General features: G+C 52.7%; 16 protein-coding genes and 3 pseudogenes. 5 read left to right on the top strand and 14 right to left on the bottom strand.

All coding sequences use genetic code 11. The features are described from left to right. Positions 1–32: 32 nt before the first annotated feature. The 10 genes and pseudogenes from fecE to ACQG2Q_RS21575 all read right to left on the bottom strand — a co-directional run. Positions 33–800 carry a Fe(3+) dicitrate ABC transporter ATP-binding protein FecE gene (fecE, locus tag ACQG2Q_RS21620; protein ID WP_004152282.1) on the bottom strand — a complete coding sequence of 256 codons (768 nt, stop codon included), beginning with the start codon at positions 798–800 and terminating at the stop codon, positions 33–35. After that, on the bottom strand, positions 801–1,757 hold the full coding sequence (fecD, locus tag ACQG2Q_RS21615) for a Fe(3+) dicitrate ABC transporter permease subunit FecD (protein ID WP_004118246.1): 957 nt from the start codon (positions 1,755–1,757) through the stop codon (positions 801–803). Next, positions 1,754–2,752, bottom strand: coding sequence for an iron-dicitrate ABC transporter permease FecC (gene fecC / locus ACQG2Q_RS21610; RefSeq protein WP_004118243.1), 999 nt, complete (start codon positions 2,750–2,752; stop codon positions 1,754–1,756). Before fecC ends, fecD begins: the two co-directional genes overlap by 4 nt. Beyond that, a complete protein-coding gene (gene fecB / locus ACQG2Q_RS21605; protein ID WP_007898890.1) occupies positions 2,749–3,651 on the bottom strand; it encodes a Fe(3+) dicitrate ABC transporter substrate-binding protein FecB in 903 nt (300 codons plus the stop codon). The genes fecC and fecB overlap by 4 nt, the downstream gene beginning before the upstream one ends. Before the next feature lie 44 nt (positions 3,652–3,695). Next, positions 3,696–6,020, bottom strand: coding sequence for a TonB-dependent Fe(3+) dicitrate receptor FecA (fecA, locus tag ACQG2Q_RS21600; protein WP_007898891.1), 2,325 nt, complete (start codon positions 6,018–6,020; stop codon positions 3,696–3,698). Between the two features lie 86 nt (positions 6,021–6,106). Continuing rightward, entirely contained in the window at positions 6,107–7,060 is a 954-nt protein-coding gene (fecR, locus tag ACQG2Q_RS21595) for a ferric citrate uptake sigma factor regulator FecR (protein ID WP_004118237.1), read from the bottom strand. After that, a complete protein-coding gene (gene fecI / locus ACQG2Q_RS21590; RefSeq protein ID WP_016151347.1) occupies positions 7,057–7,578 on the bottom strand; it encodes an RNA polymerase sigma factor FecI in 522 nt (173 codons plus the stop codon). Before fecI ends, fecR begins: the two co-directional genes overlap by 4 nt. 370 nt (positions 7,579–7,948) lie before the next feature. After that, positions 7,949–8,324: pseudogene (locus ACQG2Q_RS21585) on the bottom strand (IS1 family transposase). A gap of 44 nt (positions 8,325–8,368) precedes the next feature. Then, complete coding sequence (locus tag ACQG2Q_RS21580) at positions 8,369–8,644, bottom strand: IS1-like element transposase (protein ID WP_000179213.1); 276 nt, start codon at positions 8,642–8,644, stop codon at positions 8,369–8,371. A 177-nt stretch (positions 8,645–8,821) separates the two neighbouring features. Beyond that, positions 8,822–9,217 (bottom strand): annotated as a pseudogene (locus ACQG2Q_RS21575) (pyridine nucleotide-disulfide oxidoreductase); the annotation flags it as partial. Between the two features lie 31 nt (positions 9,218–9,248). On the opposite strand from ACQG2Q_RS21575, the gene ACQG2Q_RS21570 reads away from it, so the two are divergent. Both ACQG2Q_RS21570 and ACQG2Q_RS21565 read left to right on the top strand, forming a co-directional pair. After that, a complete protein-coding gene (locus tag ACQG2Q_RS21570) occupies positions 9,249–10,217 on the top strand; it encodes an IS5-like element IS903B family transposase (RefSeq protein WP_021242128.1) in 969 nt (322 codons plus the stop codon). 55 nt (positions 10,218–10,272) lie between these two features. Then, positions 10,273–10,461: pseudogene (locus tag ACQG2Q_RS21565) on the top strand (HNH endonuclease); the annotation flags it as partial. Positions 10,462–10,847: 386 nt separating this feature from the next. Here ACQG2Q_RS21565 and copM read toward each other — a convergent pair. The 4 genes from copM to silR form a co-directional block, all read right to left on the bottom strand. Then, complete coding sequence (copM, locus tag ACQG2Q_RS21560; RefSeq protein WP_000694953.1) at positions 10,848–11,198, bottom strand: CopM family metallochaperone; 351 nt, start codon at positions 11,196–11,198, stop codon at positions 10,848–10,850. A gap of 143 nt (positions 11,199–11,341) precedes the next feature. Next, complete coding sequence (gene silE, locus ACQG2Q_RS21555; protein WP_000790483.1) at positions 11,342–11,773, bottom strand: silver-binding protein SilE; 432 nt, start codon at positions 11,771–11,773, stop codon at positions 11,342–11,344. A gap of 250 nt (positions 11,774–12,023) precedes the next feature. Beyond that, positions 12,024–13,499 (bottom strand): copper/silver sensor histidine kinase SilS, encoded by a 1,476-nt coding sequence (silS, locus tag ACQG2Q_RS21550; protein ID WP_000555737.1) that lies wholly within the window; start codon positions 13,497–13,499, stop codon positions 12,024–12,026. Further along, the gene (gene silR / locus ACQG2Q_RS21545) at positions 13,492–14,172 is read right to left on the bottom strand and encodes a copper/silver response regulator transcription factor SilR (RefSeq protein ID WP_000697969.1); all 681 of its coding nucleotides are present in this window, start codon (positions 14,170–14,172) and stop codon (positions 13,492–13,494) included. Before silR ends, silS begins: the two co-directional genes overlap by 8 nt. 189 nt (positions 14,173–14,361) lie before the next feature. Between silR and silC the strand changes: the two genes are divergently transcribed. The 3 genes from silC (at position 14,362) to silB (ending at position 17,535) form a co-directional block, all read left to right on the top strand. Beyond that, positions 14,362–15,747 (top strand): Cu(+)/Ag(+) efflux RND transporter outer membrane channel SilC, encoded by a 1,386-nt coding sequence (gene silC / locus ACQG2Q_RS21540; RefSeq protein ID WP_004098962.1) that lies wholly within the window; start codon positions 14,362–14,364, stop codon positions 15,745–15,747. A 28-nt stretch (positions 15,748–15,775) separates the two neighbouring features. Further along, positions 15,776–16,129 (top strand): cation efflux system protein CusF, encoded by a 354-nt coding sequence (cusF, locus tag ACQG2Q_RS21535; RefSeq protein ID WP_004098961.1) that lies wholly within the window; start codon positions 15,776–15,778, stop codon positions 16,127–16,129. Between the two features lie 113 nt (positions 16,130–16,242). After that, positions 16,243–17,535 carry a Cu(+)/Ag(+) efflux RND transporter periplasmic adaptor subunit SilB gene (gene silB, locus ACQG2Q_RS21530; protein WP_004098959.1) on the top strand — a complete coding sequence of 431 codons (1,293 nt, stop codon included), beginning with the start codon at positions 16,243–16,245 and terminating at the stop codon, positions 17,533–17,535. Positions 17,536–17,541 lie beyond the last annotated feature (6 nt).

The following is a 17,541-nucleotide window of genomic DNA, read 5'->3' as shown; positions in this document are numbered from 1 at the left end:
TGTCCTGTGATGATCCTTATGACTTCGCCAGACTACTTCACCACACACATGGGTCTGCCAGATACCGGTTCGGGATGGATTTCCGCTTCTACGCTGAACACCGTCTTTAGAAGCTCTGGTTTCATCACTGCTTCCGGAGCACCTTGCGCCATCACGCGACCGCTTGCCAGTACCACCAGATGATCGCAATAGCGGCTGGCCTGATTCAGATCGTGGAGTACCGTCACTACGGTTTTCCCCTGCCTTTTGAGTTCAACCATCAGGCGCATCAGTTCAACCTGATGATTGATATCGAGGTAGGTCGTAGGCTCATCAAGAAGAATGAGTGGGGTATCCTGTGCCAGCACCATCGCCAGAAACGCACGCTGGCGCTGGCCGCCGGAAAGCTGGGTTAACCTGCGGTCAGCCAGATTGCGCGTCCGGGTCTGACTCATTGCCACGTTGACCCGCTCGTTGTCTTCCGCGGAGAGTCGCCCCCACAACGACAGCCACGGGCTGCGGCCGTAGGAAACCAGTTCCCGTACAGTGATCCCCTCGGGGGATAAATGGTGTTGCGGCAGTAAAGCCAGGCGGCGAGCCAGCTGGCGGGCGGAAAAACCGGCTATGGGTTTTTCATCAAGCAATATCTCGCCAGAGTCTGGTGTTAACAGGCGAGAAAAACAGTTCAACAGCGTCGATTTCCCGCAACCGTTAGGGCCGAGCAGGGCCGTGATTTTTCCGGCAGGCAGGGCGAGAGAAAGTCCATCCAGCACGGTTTGTGCGCCATAGCTGACGGTCAGATTTTCAGTACGTAATCTCATTTATCGCATTCTCACAAGCAGCCAGACAAACCACGGTGCGCCGATAATGGCGGTCAGCACGCCTGCCGGAAGCTCCAGCGGCGGATGAATGATTCGTGCCAGCAGATCGGCAATGACCAGCAACAACGCGCCCGTCAGGGCCGAAACGGGCATCAGCCAGCGGTGACGCCCGCCGGCGATCCTGCGCACCATGTGCGGCACGACGAGACCAATAAAACTTATCGGGCCACAGACGGCCACGCCGGTTGCTGTCATCGCGACAGCCAGCATCAGCCCCTGGAACCGGGTGCGCTGAACCGACACGCCGAGCGTGGCTGCTCGTGCATCGCCCAGCGCCAGCAGGTCGAGATCGCGACAAAAGCGCAGGCTCAGCGGCAAAAACAGAATGAGCAACGGCACGGCAATCTTCACAAAGTGCCAGTCGCGCCCCCATAAGCTACCCGTCAGCCACAGCAGGGCACTGTTTACATCCTGCGGGTGCAGGAGCATCAGGTAATCCGTCAGGCTCGCCCAGCAGGCGGAAAGCGCCACGCCGGTGAGCGCCAGCTTCATCGGCTGGTGGGTCTTTGCCAGCATCTTCAGCAAGATCAACCCCGCCATACCGCCCGCAAAGGCCAGCAGCGGCAGCACCATCACGGATAGTGATGGCATAAGAAGCAGTGCTCCCACAGAGGCAAGGCTGGCAGCATGGTTAATGCCGAGAATATCCGGTGATGCTAGCGGGTTACGCACAATCCCCTGTACCAGCACGCCCGCCACGGCGAGGGCTGCACCGACAAACAGTGCCAGCAGCAAGCGCGGCAGTCGGTACTCCATCAATACATAATAATGCTCGCGTCCGTCCTGCCAGTCGGTCAGCAGCGCGCGCCACGGCACGGGGATCACCCCCATATGGAGTGATAACAGCGCACAACCTGCCAGGGCAAGGGTGATGAAAATGACCAGCGCAATTTTCATCCTCGCCTCCTCACCAGCCAGACAAAGCAAGGACTGCCAATCAGCGCCAGCACTGCGCCTGCGGGCAGATCGCCGGGGAAGGCCAGCGCGCGTGCGAGTACATCTGCCATCAGCATCAGCGTGGCCCCCAGCAGCATGCTCACCGGCAGTACGTTGCGCTGATCGAAGCCTGCCCAGAAGCGCGCCAGATGTGGCACCAGCAGGCCGATAAACGCCACCGGACCTGCCACACTGACGCACGCGCCAACCAGAAGCAGCACTAACATATTGATGATCAAACGTAGTCTCGGCAGGTTCACTCCCAGCGTATGGGCGGTACTGTCGCTGACGTTGAGCAGGTTCAGTTGATTCGCCAGCAGCAACACGACAGGGACTGCAGTGACCACCACCGGCAAGAGCTGCCAGACATCCTGCCAGTGGGCGTGGGACACTCCGCCTGCCAGCCAGTAAAAGATGCCGTAAGCATGATCTTCGGCCAGCAGCAGGGTGATGCGGGTCAGGGCCATACAAAAGGCCGACAGCGCGATACCCGCGAGGATCAGTTTGTTTCTGTCCTGGGTATGACGAAACCCGCCTCCTGCGGTCATGACCAGCAGCCAGCTCACGCCGCCCCCGCATGCCGCGATGAACGACAGGGAATAGCCTGCAACCGGCGTCGGACTCAGCGCGCTGGTAAGCGCCATAGCCAGCGCCGCGCCGCTGTTAATGCCGAGCAGTGAAGGAGAGGCCATTGGGTTGTGGGTCAGGGTTTGCAGCAGCGTGCCCGCGAGCGCCAGGCTTGCGCCGATCAGAACGGCGACCAGGCTTCGCGGCAAACGAAGGTTTTGCACCAGCGCTTCTGGTAGCGTTGGCGTGTGTCCAGGCAGCAGGGCGCGGATTGCGTCTGCTCCGGAAACAGGAATGGCCGAGTAGCAAAACAGACTCAGCCAGAAAATAATAATAAGTACTGCAACGGGAAGCCCCCACAGCAGCACCGGGTGTTTTAGCGCGGTCATTTCACATCGGTAAGCGGCTGATGGTGGAAGATTTTTACCGTGTCAGCGGCAATACGCTCTGCGGCAAAAATACCGCGCATCCGCGCCCAGGCGTTACTGTCGACTGAAGCAACCTGCTGCTTCTGCGCGGCGGTTAATATCTGCCAGAGCGGATCTTGTTGCCAGCGTTTAACAATGCTCTCTTCGCGATAGTGGGCAACCAGCAGCCAGGCAGGATTGACCGCCAGCAGTTGCTCCAGGCCGATGGACGGCATGGACGCGCCCGCCATCGCAGCGGGAACGTTCAGCCCCAGAGAAGCCAGCACGCTGCCGGTCCAGGTCTCCTGGGTATGCAGGTTGAATAGCTGTTCGCGTGATGTGCCAAAGGCCACGCGTGTCCCTGTGGGAAGCTGGCTGGACCACTGCGCCATCTTCTCTTTATGTTGTTCCAGACGCGCCTGCATCTCTCGTTTTTTACCTACCACTTCGCCGATGATAGCCGCTGAGTGCAAATTTTCAGCGTAGGTTTCGTTGCGGGACTTAAGCAGCAGTACCGGCGCGATTTGCTGCAAGGCAGTGTAAATCCCCGCATGGCGACTGCTGTCGGCAATGATCAGGTCTGGTTTCAGGGCAGCAATGGCTTCCAGGCTCGGCTGCGCGCGCGTTCCGACGGACTGCCACGGTTTCAGGTGCGCACGCACTTCGGGCAGGATGCGTTTTGCATCGTTATCGTCGGCAATACCGATCGGGCTGACGTCCACGGCGGCCAGCGCATCGGCGAACGAGAGTTCCAGCACCACAATCCGTTGTGGCGTTTTATCGAGTGTAAACGTGCCGTGTTCGTCCTGAACCGTGGCGGCAAAGGCGTGGCCGATCACCAGCAGCAGGCCTGCAAAAAGAAAACGGATAAATGCCAACATAGTCACATTCCAGCTAAAAGCCCGGCAAGCCGGGCGTTAACACATCAGAACTTCAACGACCCCTGCATATACAGCGTGCGCGGCTGGCCTGCGTAGATGCCTTTGTTGTTGTCGTCATAAGAGCGGATGAAGTAGTCCTGGTCGAAGATGTTTTTCACACCGAACGCCAGGTTCAGATCTGCCATCTGCGGGCCAAAGTCATACGCCACGCGTGCGCCCCAGAGCATGAAGCCGGGAATGCGGCCGGTACTGCCGTCGGCGCTCTCTTTCACCGTATTGGCGTTATCCGCAAACTGGCTGGACTGGAAATCGCTGTTCAGATTGAACGTCCAGTTGCCCGGCTTGTAGTCCACGCCCAGCGTGCCTTTATGTTTCGGGGAGAATGGCACCTGATTGCCATAGGTGTCGCCTTTCTCGCGGATTTCCGCGTTCACATACGCATAGCTGGCGTAGACGGAAACGTTATCAAGCGTTGGCGTTAGCGTACCCAGGTCGTAACGTGCCTGCGTTTCCAGCCCGGTATGGCGCGTTTTGCCACGTGCAGTGACGGTGTCGTTGGTCTGGTTGGAGTCGTACTGATTGTTAAAGTTAATCAGGAACAGCCCCATTTCCGCCGTCAGCGCGCCGTCATCGTAGCGGGTACCGAGTTCCCAGGTTCGCGCTTTTTCCGGTTCCACATTGCCGCTTTGCACAGCCTTGCCAATCTGGCTGTACTGTACGGTGCCGAACGAGCCTTCAGTGTTTGCATAAAGATTCCAGCTATCAGTCAGGTGATAGAGCACGTTCAACGCCGGAAGCGGTGCGTTATAGCTCACCTCTTCGTGCGTGCCTTTGATGGCGTTGTTCTGGTATGACTCGATATGTTCGAAACGCATACCCGGCGTGATGGTCCAGTTGCCGATGTCGATTTTGTCATCCAGATACCAGGCGTGCGCCTCGGTGCCGGAACGCGTGTCGCGGTCGTAAGGGCTTGAGCCGGACGGCAACTGCCCGCTGCTGGTGGCGGTGTAGTAACGCATTTCATGCGTTGATTCATTCACATAGCGATAGCCCACGCCCACTTCGTGCGCGGAAGGGCCGATCATAAAGCTCTGGCTGTAGCGTGGCTCAATACCGCGCACCCAGTAGTTACGCGGCGAGAGGGTGATGCGTTTGCCTTGCTCCAGGTAGCCGCTGCGCAGGGTTTGGGTGTAGAACCCCTGAATGTTGAATTTATGCTGGCTGTCCGGCTGGAACTGGTAGCCCAGGCTCGCCAGCTTGCGACGGCCCCAGAAGCGGTCATACGGGCGGGTGGATTGCCAGCGATCGGCGTCGTAATCCGCGCGGGACAGGCCGCCGGGCATGTCGGCTTCACCATCGTAATATTGCAGCAGGCTGTTGAAGGTGTGCACCTCATTCGGCGCATATTTGCTTTTCAGCATCAGGTCGTCGATGCGGGTGGCGCTGTGCTCGCGCCAGTCACTGCCGCGCGTGCCGGAGTAGAGCAGCGCGGTGCCAAAACCGTTGTCCGCTGTGCCGCCCACCATCAGGTTGTGCGTCTCTTTCGGGTTGTTTTGTGAAGAGGTTGGGCTGAGCTGACCTTCCACCCCCGCCTCGATACCAAAGTCCTGCGGAATGGCGCGGGTAACAAAGTTCACCACGCCGCCCACGCTCTGCGGTCCGTAACGCACCGCACCACCACCGCGCACCACGTCAATGGCATCCATGTTGCCGAGCGAAACGGGAGCCAGTGAAAGCTGCGGCTGACCGTAAGGGGCAAAGGGGACGGGGATGCCGTCCATCAGGACGGTCGAGCGGCTGGCGAGGCGTGGGTTCAGGCCCCGGATGCCAAAGTTCATCGCCAGGTCGTGGCTGCCGGTGCCGTTGTTTTCCGGCGCGCTGACGCCAGGGATGCGGTTAAGCACCTCACGCATGGTGGTTGCGCCGGTTTTGGCGAAATCCTCACGGCGGATCACGTCACGCGCGCCAGCATGTTCAAATACGTCGTTTTCACGCGCATCGCCCAGCCAGTCGCCGACCACGGTCAGGGCATCTTCTTTTGGCGCGGGCGCGGTCTCCAGCGTCCAGCTGTTATTTCTCAGCGGTTTTACCTGCAGTCCGCTGCCGTCCAGCAGTTGTTGCAGGCCGCTCTCGACGTCGTAATCTCCGTGCAGGCCGTTGCTCTGCTTGCCGCGCGTCAGGCTGGCGTCAACCGAGAGGGTAATTCCGCTGTGTGCGGCATACTGATTGAGCGCTTTGTCGAGCGATCCCGGTGCGATATCAACCTGTGCAGCAAAAGCGGAAAACGAGAGACCGGCCAGCGGCAGCAGGCTCAGGCGAATGGCGTTAACCAAAGGTGTTGTTTTACGAAAAACGCGTAACGGCGTCATACCTTCTCCATCATCATTTTTGTTGTGTTCAGCTATGAGTCGAACGAGAAGGGTAAAAAGGACAATCGAAATGAGAATTATTTTTCTTACAGCGGTGAAATGTTTATCCAGTACCGCGTAATAGACTGAATTTTAACGGGAAGCGTTTGAGCGATAACGTTCAGGATCGCATCGGTATTTTTCAGCGGGAACGTCCCGCTCAGGCGCAGCCCGGCAACGGCGGGATCGCAGCGCAGCACGCCGTTGCGGTAACGGCTTAGCGTGGCTATCACCTCACCCAGCGGTTTATCGCTGAAGCTCAGGATGCCCTTCGTCCAGCTTGTACTCTCGTCATCCAGCGGTTTCACTGCGCCAAACTCAGAGGCGCTGAACTGCAGGCTTTCACCAGCGTTCACGATGCGTTTTTGCGCGGGGGCACTGGCGAGAAGCACTTCCACGGCGTGCTGCTGCACGTCAAGCTGCGTGAAATTATCCTGCTGGCGGACGGTAAATTCTGTCCCTAAAGCGGTGAGTTGGCCCTGACGGGTCAGGACGCGGAAGGGGCGTTGCTGCGCATCTTTCGCGGTAGTAATGGCGATTTCACCGTACCAGAGCCGGACGGTGCGCTGATGCGCATCAAAACGCACATCCGCCGCGCTTTGGGTATTCAGCGTGAGCAGGGAGCCATCTTCCAGTTGCTGACGGCTGACTGCGCCTTTGGCGGTGCGGTAATCTGCCCGCAGACCTTCGCCGGTTTCCGACTGCCAGAGTTGCCAGCCTCCGCCAGCGCCGAGCAACAGCAGTAATCCTTTCATCACGTGACGGCGGGTGAGGCGGGTATCGTGCAGCGCCCGGCTGGCAACGTCGCCAGGCACACCGCCAAGCTGGTTGCGCAGGTTTTCAACCTGCTGCCAGGCCCACTGGTTATCCTGATCCTGTTCATACCACTGTTGCCAGCGCGCTTCCTGTTGTGGGCTGACGCGCTCGCCGCTTAGCACGGCATACCAGTGGGAAGCTGAACGCAGCGCCTGACGGCGGGAATCGGTTAACGAAGGATTCATAACCCATGCTCCAGACGAAACAGCAGGCAGTGCTCGACGGCTTTCGCCACGTATTTTTTCACGGAGCTGACGGAAACACCGAGTTTGTGCGCAATCTCGCTGTATGTCAGGCCATCCAGTTGCGAAAGCAGAAACGCTTCACGTGTTTTTCCGTTTAGCCCGTCCAGCATGCTGTCGACGAGTTGTAGGGTCTCGAGCTGGCTTTCGCGTTCCTCAGGTGAAGGCGCTACCCCCTCCGGCATAAGCGCCAGCATCTCCAGATACGCTTTTTCCAGCGCGTTTCGGCGAAACAGGTCCACCATCACGCGTTTGGCGATAGTGCACAGGAAAGAGCGAGGATCGCGGATCGTCGAGAGCGTTTCGCTGCTCATTACCCGCAAAAAAGTGTCCTGGGCAATGTCATCTGCATCAAAGGCAGACTGGAGTTTGCGCGTCAGCCAACTTTTCAACCAGCCGTGATGGGTGCCATAAAGCGACTCGAACGTTAAGGAAGCTGTGGAAGTGGCACGGTCAGACATGCGGAGTGCATCAAAAGTTAATTATCACGTAGCCATATTAATATGAGAATGGTTATCATTACAATTGGAAATAAAATTGTTTCCAATAAACATTTTTAACATGTTGTTTTTCTAAGTGTTATAAGGTAGGTATAAAATGGGATGGATCCTCTGCTTCTGGCATCTGTCGGTCAGAATGACATCATGATGTGGTCTGCTATTATTGACATCCTCCCCGCCCTTTAGGGCGGGGAGGATGTCAACTATGAGTGTTGCCTGAAATGTCGCCAGCCCCCGGTACAGCAGAAGTATCTCGGGCTTTCTGCGTTTGCTCCTGGTGGGTATGGCCCCCGCAAGCGGGGGTTATTGCTAACTGGGTAATGACTCAAAATTATTGATAGTGTTTTATGTTCAGATAATGCCCGATGACTTTGTCATGCAGCTCCACCGATTTTGTGAGCGACAGCGACTTCCGTCCCAGCCGTGCCAGGTGCTGCCTCAGATTCAGGTTATGCCGCTCAATTCGCTGCGTATATCGCTTGCTGATTACGTGCAGCTTTCCCTTCAGGCGGGATTCATACAGCGGCCAGCCATCCGTCATCCATATCACCACGTCAAAGGGTGACAGCAGGCTCATAAGACGCCCCAGCGTCGCCATAGTGCGTTCACCGAATACGTGCGCAAACCGTCTTCCGGAGCCTGTCATACGCGTAAAACAGCCAGCGCTGGCGCGATTTAGCCCCGACGTATCCCCACTGTTCGTCCATTTCCGCGCAGACGATGACGTCACTGCCCGGCTGTATGCGCGAGGTTACCGACTGCGGCCTGAGTTTTTTAAGTGACGTAAAATCGTGTTGAGGCCAACGCCCATAATGCGGGCGGTTGCCCGGCATCCAACGCCATTCATGGCCATATCAATGATTTTCTGGTGCGTACCGGGTTGAGAAGCGGTGTAAGTGAACTGCAGTTGCCATGTTTTACGGCAGTGAGAGCAGAGATAGCGCTGATGTCCGGCGGTGCTTTTGCCGTTACGCACCACCCCGTCAGTAGCTGAACAGGAGGGACAGCTGATAGAAACAGAAGCCACTGGAGCACCTCAAAAACACCATCATACACTAAATCATTAAGTTGGCAGCATCACCGATTTTTTAAACATATAAAATACCATCAATGAAGTGATTAAGAAGTTATAGAGTAACAGAGAATTAATAAGATTCTTTTCTCTGAGACGCCAGAATATTTGTTCTGGCGTCTGATTTTGAGTTTATTTGACTAATGAAAATAGATCATTGAGTGATTCGCTCATCGACGGATGAGTAAATATCTGATCGCGTAATATGCTATAAGGCAGCCCGGCATCCATCACCATTTTCACTATATTGATCATCTCGTGGGAGTCAATACACAGCAGTGATGCCCCTAATATACGTTGGGTTTTATTATCAACAATCGCTTTTAATACCCCACGGGTATCGTTCATCACTCTGGCGCGCGGAATTGCAGCTACAGGCAATGTCACCACCTGAATATCAGCACCACTCTCTCTGGCTTGTTCTTCTGTCATACCAACCCTGGACAGGGGCGGTGTCATAAATACGGAATAAGGCACATTTTTCCGATCATCAGTACTACGTTTGCCTTCACCCAGTAACTCATCACGGCTTTGTTGAATAAATCGAACTTTTGCTGAGTTGAAGGATCAGATCACGCATCTTCCCGACAACGCAGACCGTTCCGTGGCAAAGCAAAAGTTCAAAATCACCAACTGGCCCACCTACAATAAAGCCCTCATCAACCGTGGCTCCATAACTTTCTGGCTGGATGATGAAGCTATTCAGGCCTGGTATGAGTCGGCAGCGCCTTCTTCACGAGGCAGACCTCAGCGCTATTCTAACCTTGCCATCACGACTGTGCTGGTCATTAAACGCGTATTCAGGCTGACCCTGCGCGCTGCGCAGGGCTTTATTGATTCCATTTTTTCTCTGATGAACGTTCCGCTACGCTGCCCGGATTACAGCTGTGTCAGCAGGCGGGCAAAGTCGGTTAATGTCAGTTTCAAAACGCCCACCCGGGGTGAAATCGCACACCTGGTAATTGATTCCACCGGGCTGAAGGTCTTCGGTGAAGGCGAGTGGAAAGTCAAAAAGCATGGCCAGGAACGCCGCCGTATCTGGCGTAAGCTGCATCTCGCCGTTGACAGTAAAACACATGAAATCATCTGCGCTGACCTGTCGCTGAACAACGTTACGGACTCAGAGGCCTTCCCCGGGTTAATCCGGCAAACCCACCGGAAAATCAGGTCAGCCGCCGCCGATGGCGCTTACGATACCCGGCTATGTCACGATGAACTGCGGCGTAAGAAAATCAGCGCGCTTATCCCTCCCCGAAAAGGTGCGGGTTACTGTCCCGGTGAATATGCAGACCGTAACCGTGCAGTGGCTAATCAGCGAATGACCGGGAGTAATGCGCGGTGGAAATGGACAACAGATTACAACCGTCGCTCGATAGCGGAAACGGCGATGTACCGGGTAAAACAGCTGTTCGGGGGTTCACTGACGCTGCGTGACTACGATGGTCAGGTTGCGGAGGCTATGGCCCTGGTACGAGCGCTGAACAAAATGACGAAAGCAGGTATGCCTGAAAGCGTGCGTATTGCCTGAAAACACAACCCGCTACGGGGGAGACTTACCCGAAATCTGATTTATTCAACAAAGCCATTCACTGGATGTGGAAGAGAATATCATATCACTATGTTGCAACTGCCATAAACAAATTCATCTTGGCAAGGGGTTTGAAGATATGTTGAGGAAAATATATGCCGAGCGGAAAGATGTATTAAAAAAAGCGGGAATCGAGATATTATTAGAGGATTTGATTCTTTTTTACAAGATGGAAGGTAATTAATCTTCGAGAAGATGCATGCTTATTTTTATTTTTTAGCAATGAATGTGAAATACTGCCTGACTATCAATCCTGTCATGTGGTTCAGATTTATGGGGGAGGATTTTAATATTTTACCAGCATGGCATGTCGATCAATCGGTTAAGTATAGCGCCAGGTAACCAGACGGATTTTCCCTCTCAGGCGGGAGTCGTTATCCATCGTCCAGTACCTGATTAAAAGTAGGAGTAATTACAAGAAAATTAAATTGTATGACTATTATTTCCGTTCAGAAAAGAAAGTTACATTAAAAACCCGAAATTATTCGGGTTTTTAATTAGTTAAGTGCTATATATTTTCGTGTCCGGGGGTACCCTAAGAGGGTGCGCAAGACAACACTCCAGTGTTCATTATTTATGACTGTCAAGCCATTTATTCATCTGCTCAATTTCACCTTTTTGAGCTTTAATGATGTCCTGCGCAAGCTTTCTCATTTCGGGATCTTTTCCGTATTTGAGCTCGGTCTCAGCCATTGCGATTGCCCCTTCATGGTGTGCGATCATACCTTTTGCAAAGGCCTTATCGGGATTGGATTCATTAACGGCGGCCATCATTTTTTCATGCATATTTTTCATGCCAGCCATATATTCCTGTGATGATGCCGATGAGTGCATATCTGACATTTTCATTTCCGAATGTTCAGCAGAAATGGCTGGCAGGGATAACATTAATATTACAAAAAGGGTGTTTTTGATTTTCATATAATAATTCCTTTCAGACAGGTACCGGTTAAGTGTAGCTGAGTCAGACAAAAAAGCCCTCTGACGGGGGGCAAAAATGTAGCAACGTTGTTTCAGGAAAATCTATCAGGGAAAAGGTAACAGCACGGATACTACCGTCGCATTCAGCCTGCATTGATCATGCGGCGGTGCGCTTCGGCCATGGCCTGATGTGGGCCGGATTGCCCGTTATTCATGAATTCATGGGCAACCGCTGCTCTTTCATGCTCATTCATCGCCGCGTAAGACGTTGACGGGACGGTCGTGGATACCGTGTTATTTCCCATCATCTTCTGATGACTTTCCACCATTTTCTGGTGCGCATCCGCCGAGCCGTTCGTCATGGTCTCATGAGCAATAATGGCCTGTTCATGCTGGTCCATACCGGTCATACGAGGAGCAGTCCCCTGGATCCCGACAGGAGCCGCAGCAGACTGCATCTGGTGAGCAGGAGCCTGTGCATTGTTGACGCGATCATGGATATTCACGGTTTCAGTGGCCCAGGCCGATGAAATTAAACCAAAGCCCAGCAAAGATGCTAATACGATATTTTTCATGATAACTCTCCATTTCTGAATTAGTGATGTCCGGGGAAGTACAACCGGTGTTTTCAGTTCCATAACTGAAACAAGTTCGGCAGCGTTTATTTCTCCGGAAGAGGGCTGGATATTCATTTCCTGGCGTACTCTGACGCCGGGTATTGATGAAGCAATCCAGCCTTCCTGATAAGTTGCACTAATTATATCGAATGGCTTCTGTTTGCTGCATGACAGGCTAATGACATCTTTGTCATTTACATCTTTATTTTCAGCATTGGGTTTCCGGGATCATTTTCTCCAGTCTGGGCACGGATAAGATAAAACGCGTGGAGCGTACGTCTGATTCCACCTGCACTCTTCCGTGATGTGCTTCCACGATTGACTTCACAATCGCAAGGCCGATGCCGCTGCCTTCTCCTTTTCGTTGTCTGGATGGATCCACCCGATAAAAACGGTCAAACAGCCTTGATAAATGTTCTTCAGGGATCGGTTTCCCCGGATTTTCAATCACAAGGTCAAAAAAGCTCTCCTGCTCTCTTATTGAGACGGTGATTGCCTGTCCCTCCGGGGTATAACGCAGGGCATTGGATAACAGATTATTGATCGCCCTTCTGAACATTTGTGGATCTCCCTCAACCAGGCAGGGCATCCCGTTAAATTTGAGCGTGATATTGCGTTCTTCGGCCCAGGCTTCGAAAAACTCGAAGACTTTCATGACTTCCGCTCTGAGGTCAAACATGACCCTGTCAGGTATCAGCTGATTATTATCTGCCTGTGCCAGGAACAGCATATCGCTGACCATTTTGGTCATCCGGTTATACTCTTCAAGACTGGAATAGAGGACATCCTCAAGTTCCCTCTGTGTTCGATCCTGACTCAGTGCGATTTCAGTCTGCGTCACCAGATTGGTGATGGGCGTTCTGATCTCATGCGCGATATCGGCAGAGAAATTGGCCTGGCGGGTAAAGACATCCTCAATCTTTCCAATCATATGATTGAACGAGATAACCAGTTGCTCCAGCTCAATGGGAACGCGTGTCGGTTCCAGTCGCGCATCAAGATTCTCGGAGGTGATGTTTTTAATGGCATTGCTGACATTACGAAGGGGCAGGTGCCCCTGACGGACAGCGATTCGAATGATCAGAACAATCAACAGGCTTATCACGACGGCAATCGCAATCAGGTTCTTTTTCAGCGCATCGAGGTAATGGAGATGGAAATTAATGGATAGGCCAGTCAGCATGACATAGTTCTGCTGTTTGCCCTGAAATATCGCCTGACCAGAGGAGGCGATAATCCTGTATGTTTCCATCTTCATTTCGGACCCGGTATCCATCGGTCCCGCAGGATCCTCCACCGTCCAGAGAAAGACATCCCGTGCGCGGCTGTGCTCGCTAAAATCTGCTGAATTCACTGCCGGGCGTAGTGCCGCCCCCTGAGCTGAGCTAAAGAGCACTTCCCCCCTGGGATTGAGGAGCAAAAGGGCAACGTTGCGGTAGCTGGCAATTGATTCCTTTATTTTGCTTATTTTTTTATCATCCGGATCCACCGGGGACTGCAGTATACGGTTCAGTGTGGTGCTGATTTGTTGAAGATCGCTGACATCCTGCTCGGCAAAATGATTTTCAACAGAATGCAGCATAAACCAGGTGAAGGCGATAAAAGCCAGTATCGTGGACAGGCTGATAAAAAAGGTCAGCCGCAGAGCGAGTGAGAAAGGGCGTCTGGAAGGTTTGCTATGCATCCGGGACCTCCAGCATGTAGCCCACGCCCCGGACTGTCTGGATCAGCTTTGTCCCGTAATCGTTGTCTATTTTAGCGCGGAGTCGCTTTACTGCGACATCGATCGCATTAGTGTCGCTGTCAAAATTCATGTCCCAGACCTGAGAGGCAATCAGGGAGCGGGGAAGAACCTCTCCCTGATGGCGAATGAAGAATTCCAGCAGGCTGAACTCTTTACTGGTGAGCACAATGCGGTTTCCGGCGCGACTGACTTTTCTGGATACGAGATCAATCGAGAGGTCAGCCACCTTAAACTGGCTTTCCGTGATCATCGTGTTTCCCCGCCTCAGAAGGGTTCTCACCCGGGCGAGCAGTTCAGCAAACGCAAAGGGTTTAACCAGATAATCGTCCGCACCCAGTTCCAGTCCTTTGACCCTATGTTCGATCGTGCCGAGGGCTGTCAGCAGTAAGACCGGCATACCCTTTCCGGCAGTGCGCAGCATGCGGATGATATCCCAGCCGTTCACATCAGGTAGCATGATATCCAGAATGACTAAATCATACTCGGCTGTCATGGCGAGATGATATCCGGTAAGACCATTATCAGCGTGATCCACTACGAACCCTGCCTCTGTAAGCCCTTTGCTGAGATATTCACCTGTTTTAATTTCGTCTTCGACGATCAATATTTTCATCTTGCTCCCCGGCTGGCTGCTAATGTCATTCTATTGCGCCCACGATCGTTATCAACGGATTACAGCAAAAATGACAACATTGTCATTATCCTGTCACCCGGCAAACAGAGAGCGTTAGGTAAAGTACCCCTATCAATACTCTGGACTTCATTTGAACCATTTACCAGGTCTGCCTGGACGAGAAGCGTTATGTTCAAATTAAAATTACTCAGCATTAGCACGATATTCATCCTGGCAGGCTGCGTGTCGCTTGCGCCTGAATATCAGCGGCCCGCAGCACCGGTACCCCAGCAGTTTTCACTGTCCCATAACAGCCTGACGCCAGCGGTAAATGGCTATCAGGATACGGGCTGGCGTAACTTTTTTGTCGATCCCCAGGTTACCCGGTTGATCGGTGAAGCTCTGACTAATAACCGTGATTTGAGAATGGCTGCCCTGAAGGTTGAAGAGGCCCGAGCCCAGTTCAACGTCACGGATGCAGATCGTTATCCCCAGCTGAATGCCTCATCCGGGATAACATACAGCGGTGGTCTGAAAGGTGACAAGCCGACCACACAGGAGTACGACGCGAGACTGGAGCTCAGCTATGAGCTCGATTTTTTCGGCAAACTTAAGAACATGAGTGATGCTGACCGCCAGAACTACTTTGCCAGCGAAGAAGCCCGTCGGGCCGTACACATCCTGCTGGTCTCCAACGTTTCACAGAGCTATTTCAGCCAGCAACTGGCGTACGAACAACTCCGTATTGCGCGGGAAACGCTGAAAAATTATGAACAGTCCTATGCTTTCGTTGAGCAACAGCTCGTGACCGGGAGTACGAACGTTCTGGCACTTGAACAGGCGAGAGGACAAATCGAAAGTACCCGCGCCGAAATAGCCAAACGAGAAGGCGATCTGGCTCAGGCAAACAATGCCCTGCAACTGGTGCTTGGAACGTACCGCGCAGTTCCGTCAGAAAAAGGGATGAAAGGTGGGGAGATCGCACCAGTAAAATTGCCACCAAATCTGTCGTCACAAATATTGCTGCAGCGTCCGGATATTATGGAAGCGGAATACCAGTTGAAAGCGGCTGATGCCAATATTGGCGCAGCGCGAGCGGCTTTTTTCCCGTCCATTACCCTGACCAGTGGTCTCTCCTCAAGCAGTACGGAGCTGTCCAGCCTCTTTACGTCAGGAAGTGGAATGTGGAATTTTATTCCTAAAATTGAAATTCCTATATTTAATGCTGGCAGGAACAAAGCCAATCTGAAGCTGGCTGAAATTCGCCAGCAACAGTCGGTGGTTAATTACGAACAAAAAATTCAGTCAGCCTTTAAGGATGTTTCCGACACGCTTGCGCTGCGCGACAGCCTTAGCCAGCAACTTGAGTCACAGCAGCGTTATCTTGATTCACTACAGATAACTCTACAGCGTGCCAGAGGATTGTATGCAAGTGGTGCTGTCAGTTACATCGAAGTGCTGGATGCAGAACGTTCCCTCTTCGCGACGCAGCAAACCATTCTCGATCTTACCTATTCCCGACAGGTTAACGAAATTAATCTGTTTACCGCGCTGGGTGGCGGTTGGGTAGAGTAAATTTATTCAATTAATCAGGAAATTAAAAATGCGTAATTCACTTAAAGCCGTTTTATTTGGTGCCTTCTCTGTCATGTTTTCTGCCGGTCTTCATGCTGAAACACATCAGCATGGCGATATGAATGCTGCCAGTGATGCTTCGGTACAGCAGGTTATCAAGGGCACCGGTATCGTTAAAGAAATTGATATGAATAGTAAAAAGATCACCATTTCGCACGAAGCAATCCCTGCGGTGGGCTGGCCTGCAATGACCATGCGCTTCACTTTTGTTAATGCAGACGACGCTATCAATGCCCTGAAAACCGGCAACCATGTCGATTTCTCGTTTATTCAGCAGGGCAATATATCCTTACTCAAAAGCATTAACGTTACGCAATCCTGATTGACTGTCCGGAGCGAATACATCCAGTGCGTCTGAACATTCATTAAGGGATTACTGTGAATGAATGATCGGCCGCATATGCCAGGTGTTTTGATTTTTCAGCGAGAAATTGTATGGCTTCTTTAAAGATAAAATATGCTGCAATAATTATCAGCAGCCTCATAGCAGGAGGGCTGATATCGGTTACTGCCTGGCAGTATGTAAACTCATCACAAAAAACAGTACAAACCGAACAAAAGGCACCCGAGCGAAAGGTACTTTTCTGGTATGACCCGATGAAACCGGATACCAAATTTGATAAACCCGGAAAATCTCCCTTTATGGATATGGACCTGGTGCCAAAATATGCTGATGAAAGCGGCGATAAAAGCAGTGGCGGGATCCGTATCGATCCAACGCAGGTTCAGAATCTGGGATTAAAAACGCAAAAAGTCACGCGAGGAATGCTGAATTATTCTCAGACAATCCCGGCTAATGTCAGTTACAACGAGTATCAGTTTGTCATTGTGCAGGCGCGCTCTGACGGTTTCGTCGAAAAAGTGTATCCCCTGACGATTGGCGATCATGTGAAGAAAGGCACTCCGCTTATCGATATCACCATTCCTGAATGGGTTGAGGCACAAAGTGAGTTCCTGCTGTTATCCGGTACAGGCGGTACGTCAACCCAGATAAAAGGGGTTCTGGAGCGACTTCGTCTGGCTGGTATGCCGGAAGAGGATATTCAAAGGCTGCGTTCAACCCGCACAATCCAGACCCGTTTTACCATTAAAGCACCTATTGATGGTGTCATTACTGCGTTTGACCTGCGCACCGGCATGAATATTTCGAAAGATAAAGTAGTGGCTCAGATTCAGGGGATGGACCCGGTCTGGATCAGCGCTGCAGTGCCAGAATCTATCGCATATCTGCTGAAAGATACGTCGCAGTTTGAAATTTCGGTACCGGCTTATCCGGATAAAACATTCCATGTCGAAAAATGGAACATTCTTCCCAGCGTGGATCAGACAACCCGTACGCTTCAGGTCCGTCTCCAGGTTTCTAATAAGGATGAGTTTCTCAAGCCGGGCATGAATGCCTATCTGAAACTGAATACCAAGAGCCAGGAGATGCTGCTGATACCAAGCCAGGCCGTTATCGATACCGGCAAAGAACAGCGCGTGATTACTGTTGATGATGAAGGCAAGTTTGTGCCGAAACAGATCCACGTTCTGCATGAATCACAGCAACAGTCCGGCATCGGTTCCGGCCTGAATGAAGGCGATACCGTGGTGGTCAGTGGCCTGTTCCTCATTGACTCCGAAGCCAATATTACGGGCGCGCTGGAACGTATGCGCCACCCTGAAAAAACAGAAAGCAGTATGCCAGCAATGTCTGACCAGCCTGTAAATATGCATTCAGGGCACTGAGGAGAC

It is taken from the genome of Enterobacter cloacae complex sp. 370H10, assembly GCF_050031535.1.
GTDB lineage: Bacteria > Pseudomonadota > Gammaproteobacteria > Enterobacterales > Enterobacteriaceae > Enterobacter > Enterobacter intestinihominis.
The sequence above is the reverse complement of the archived record's forward strand: the minus strand, read 5'-3'. Positions and strand labels throughout refer to the sequence as shown.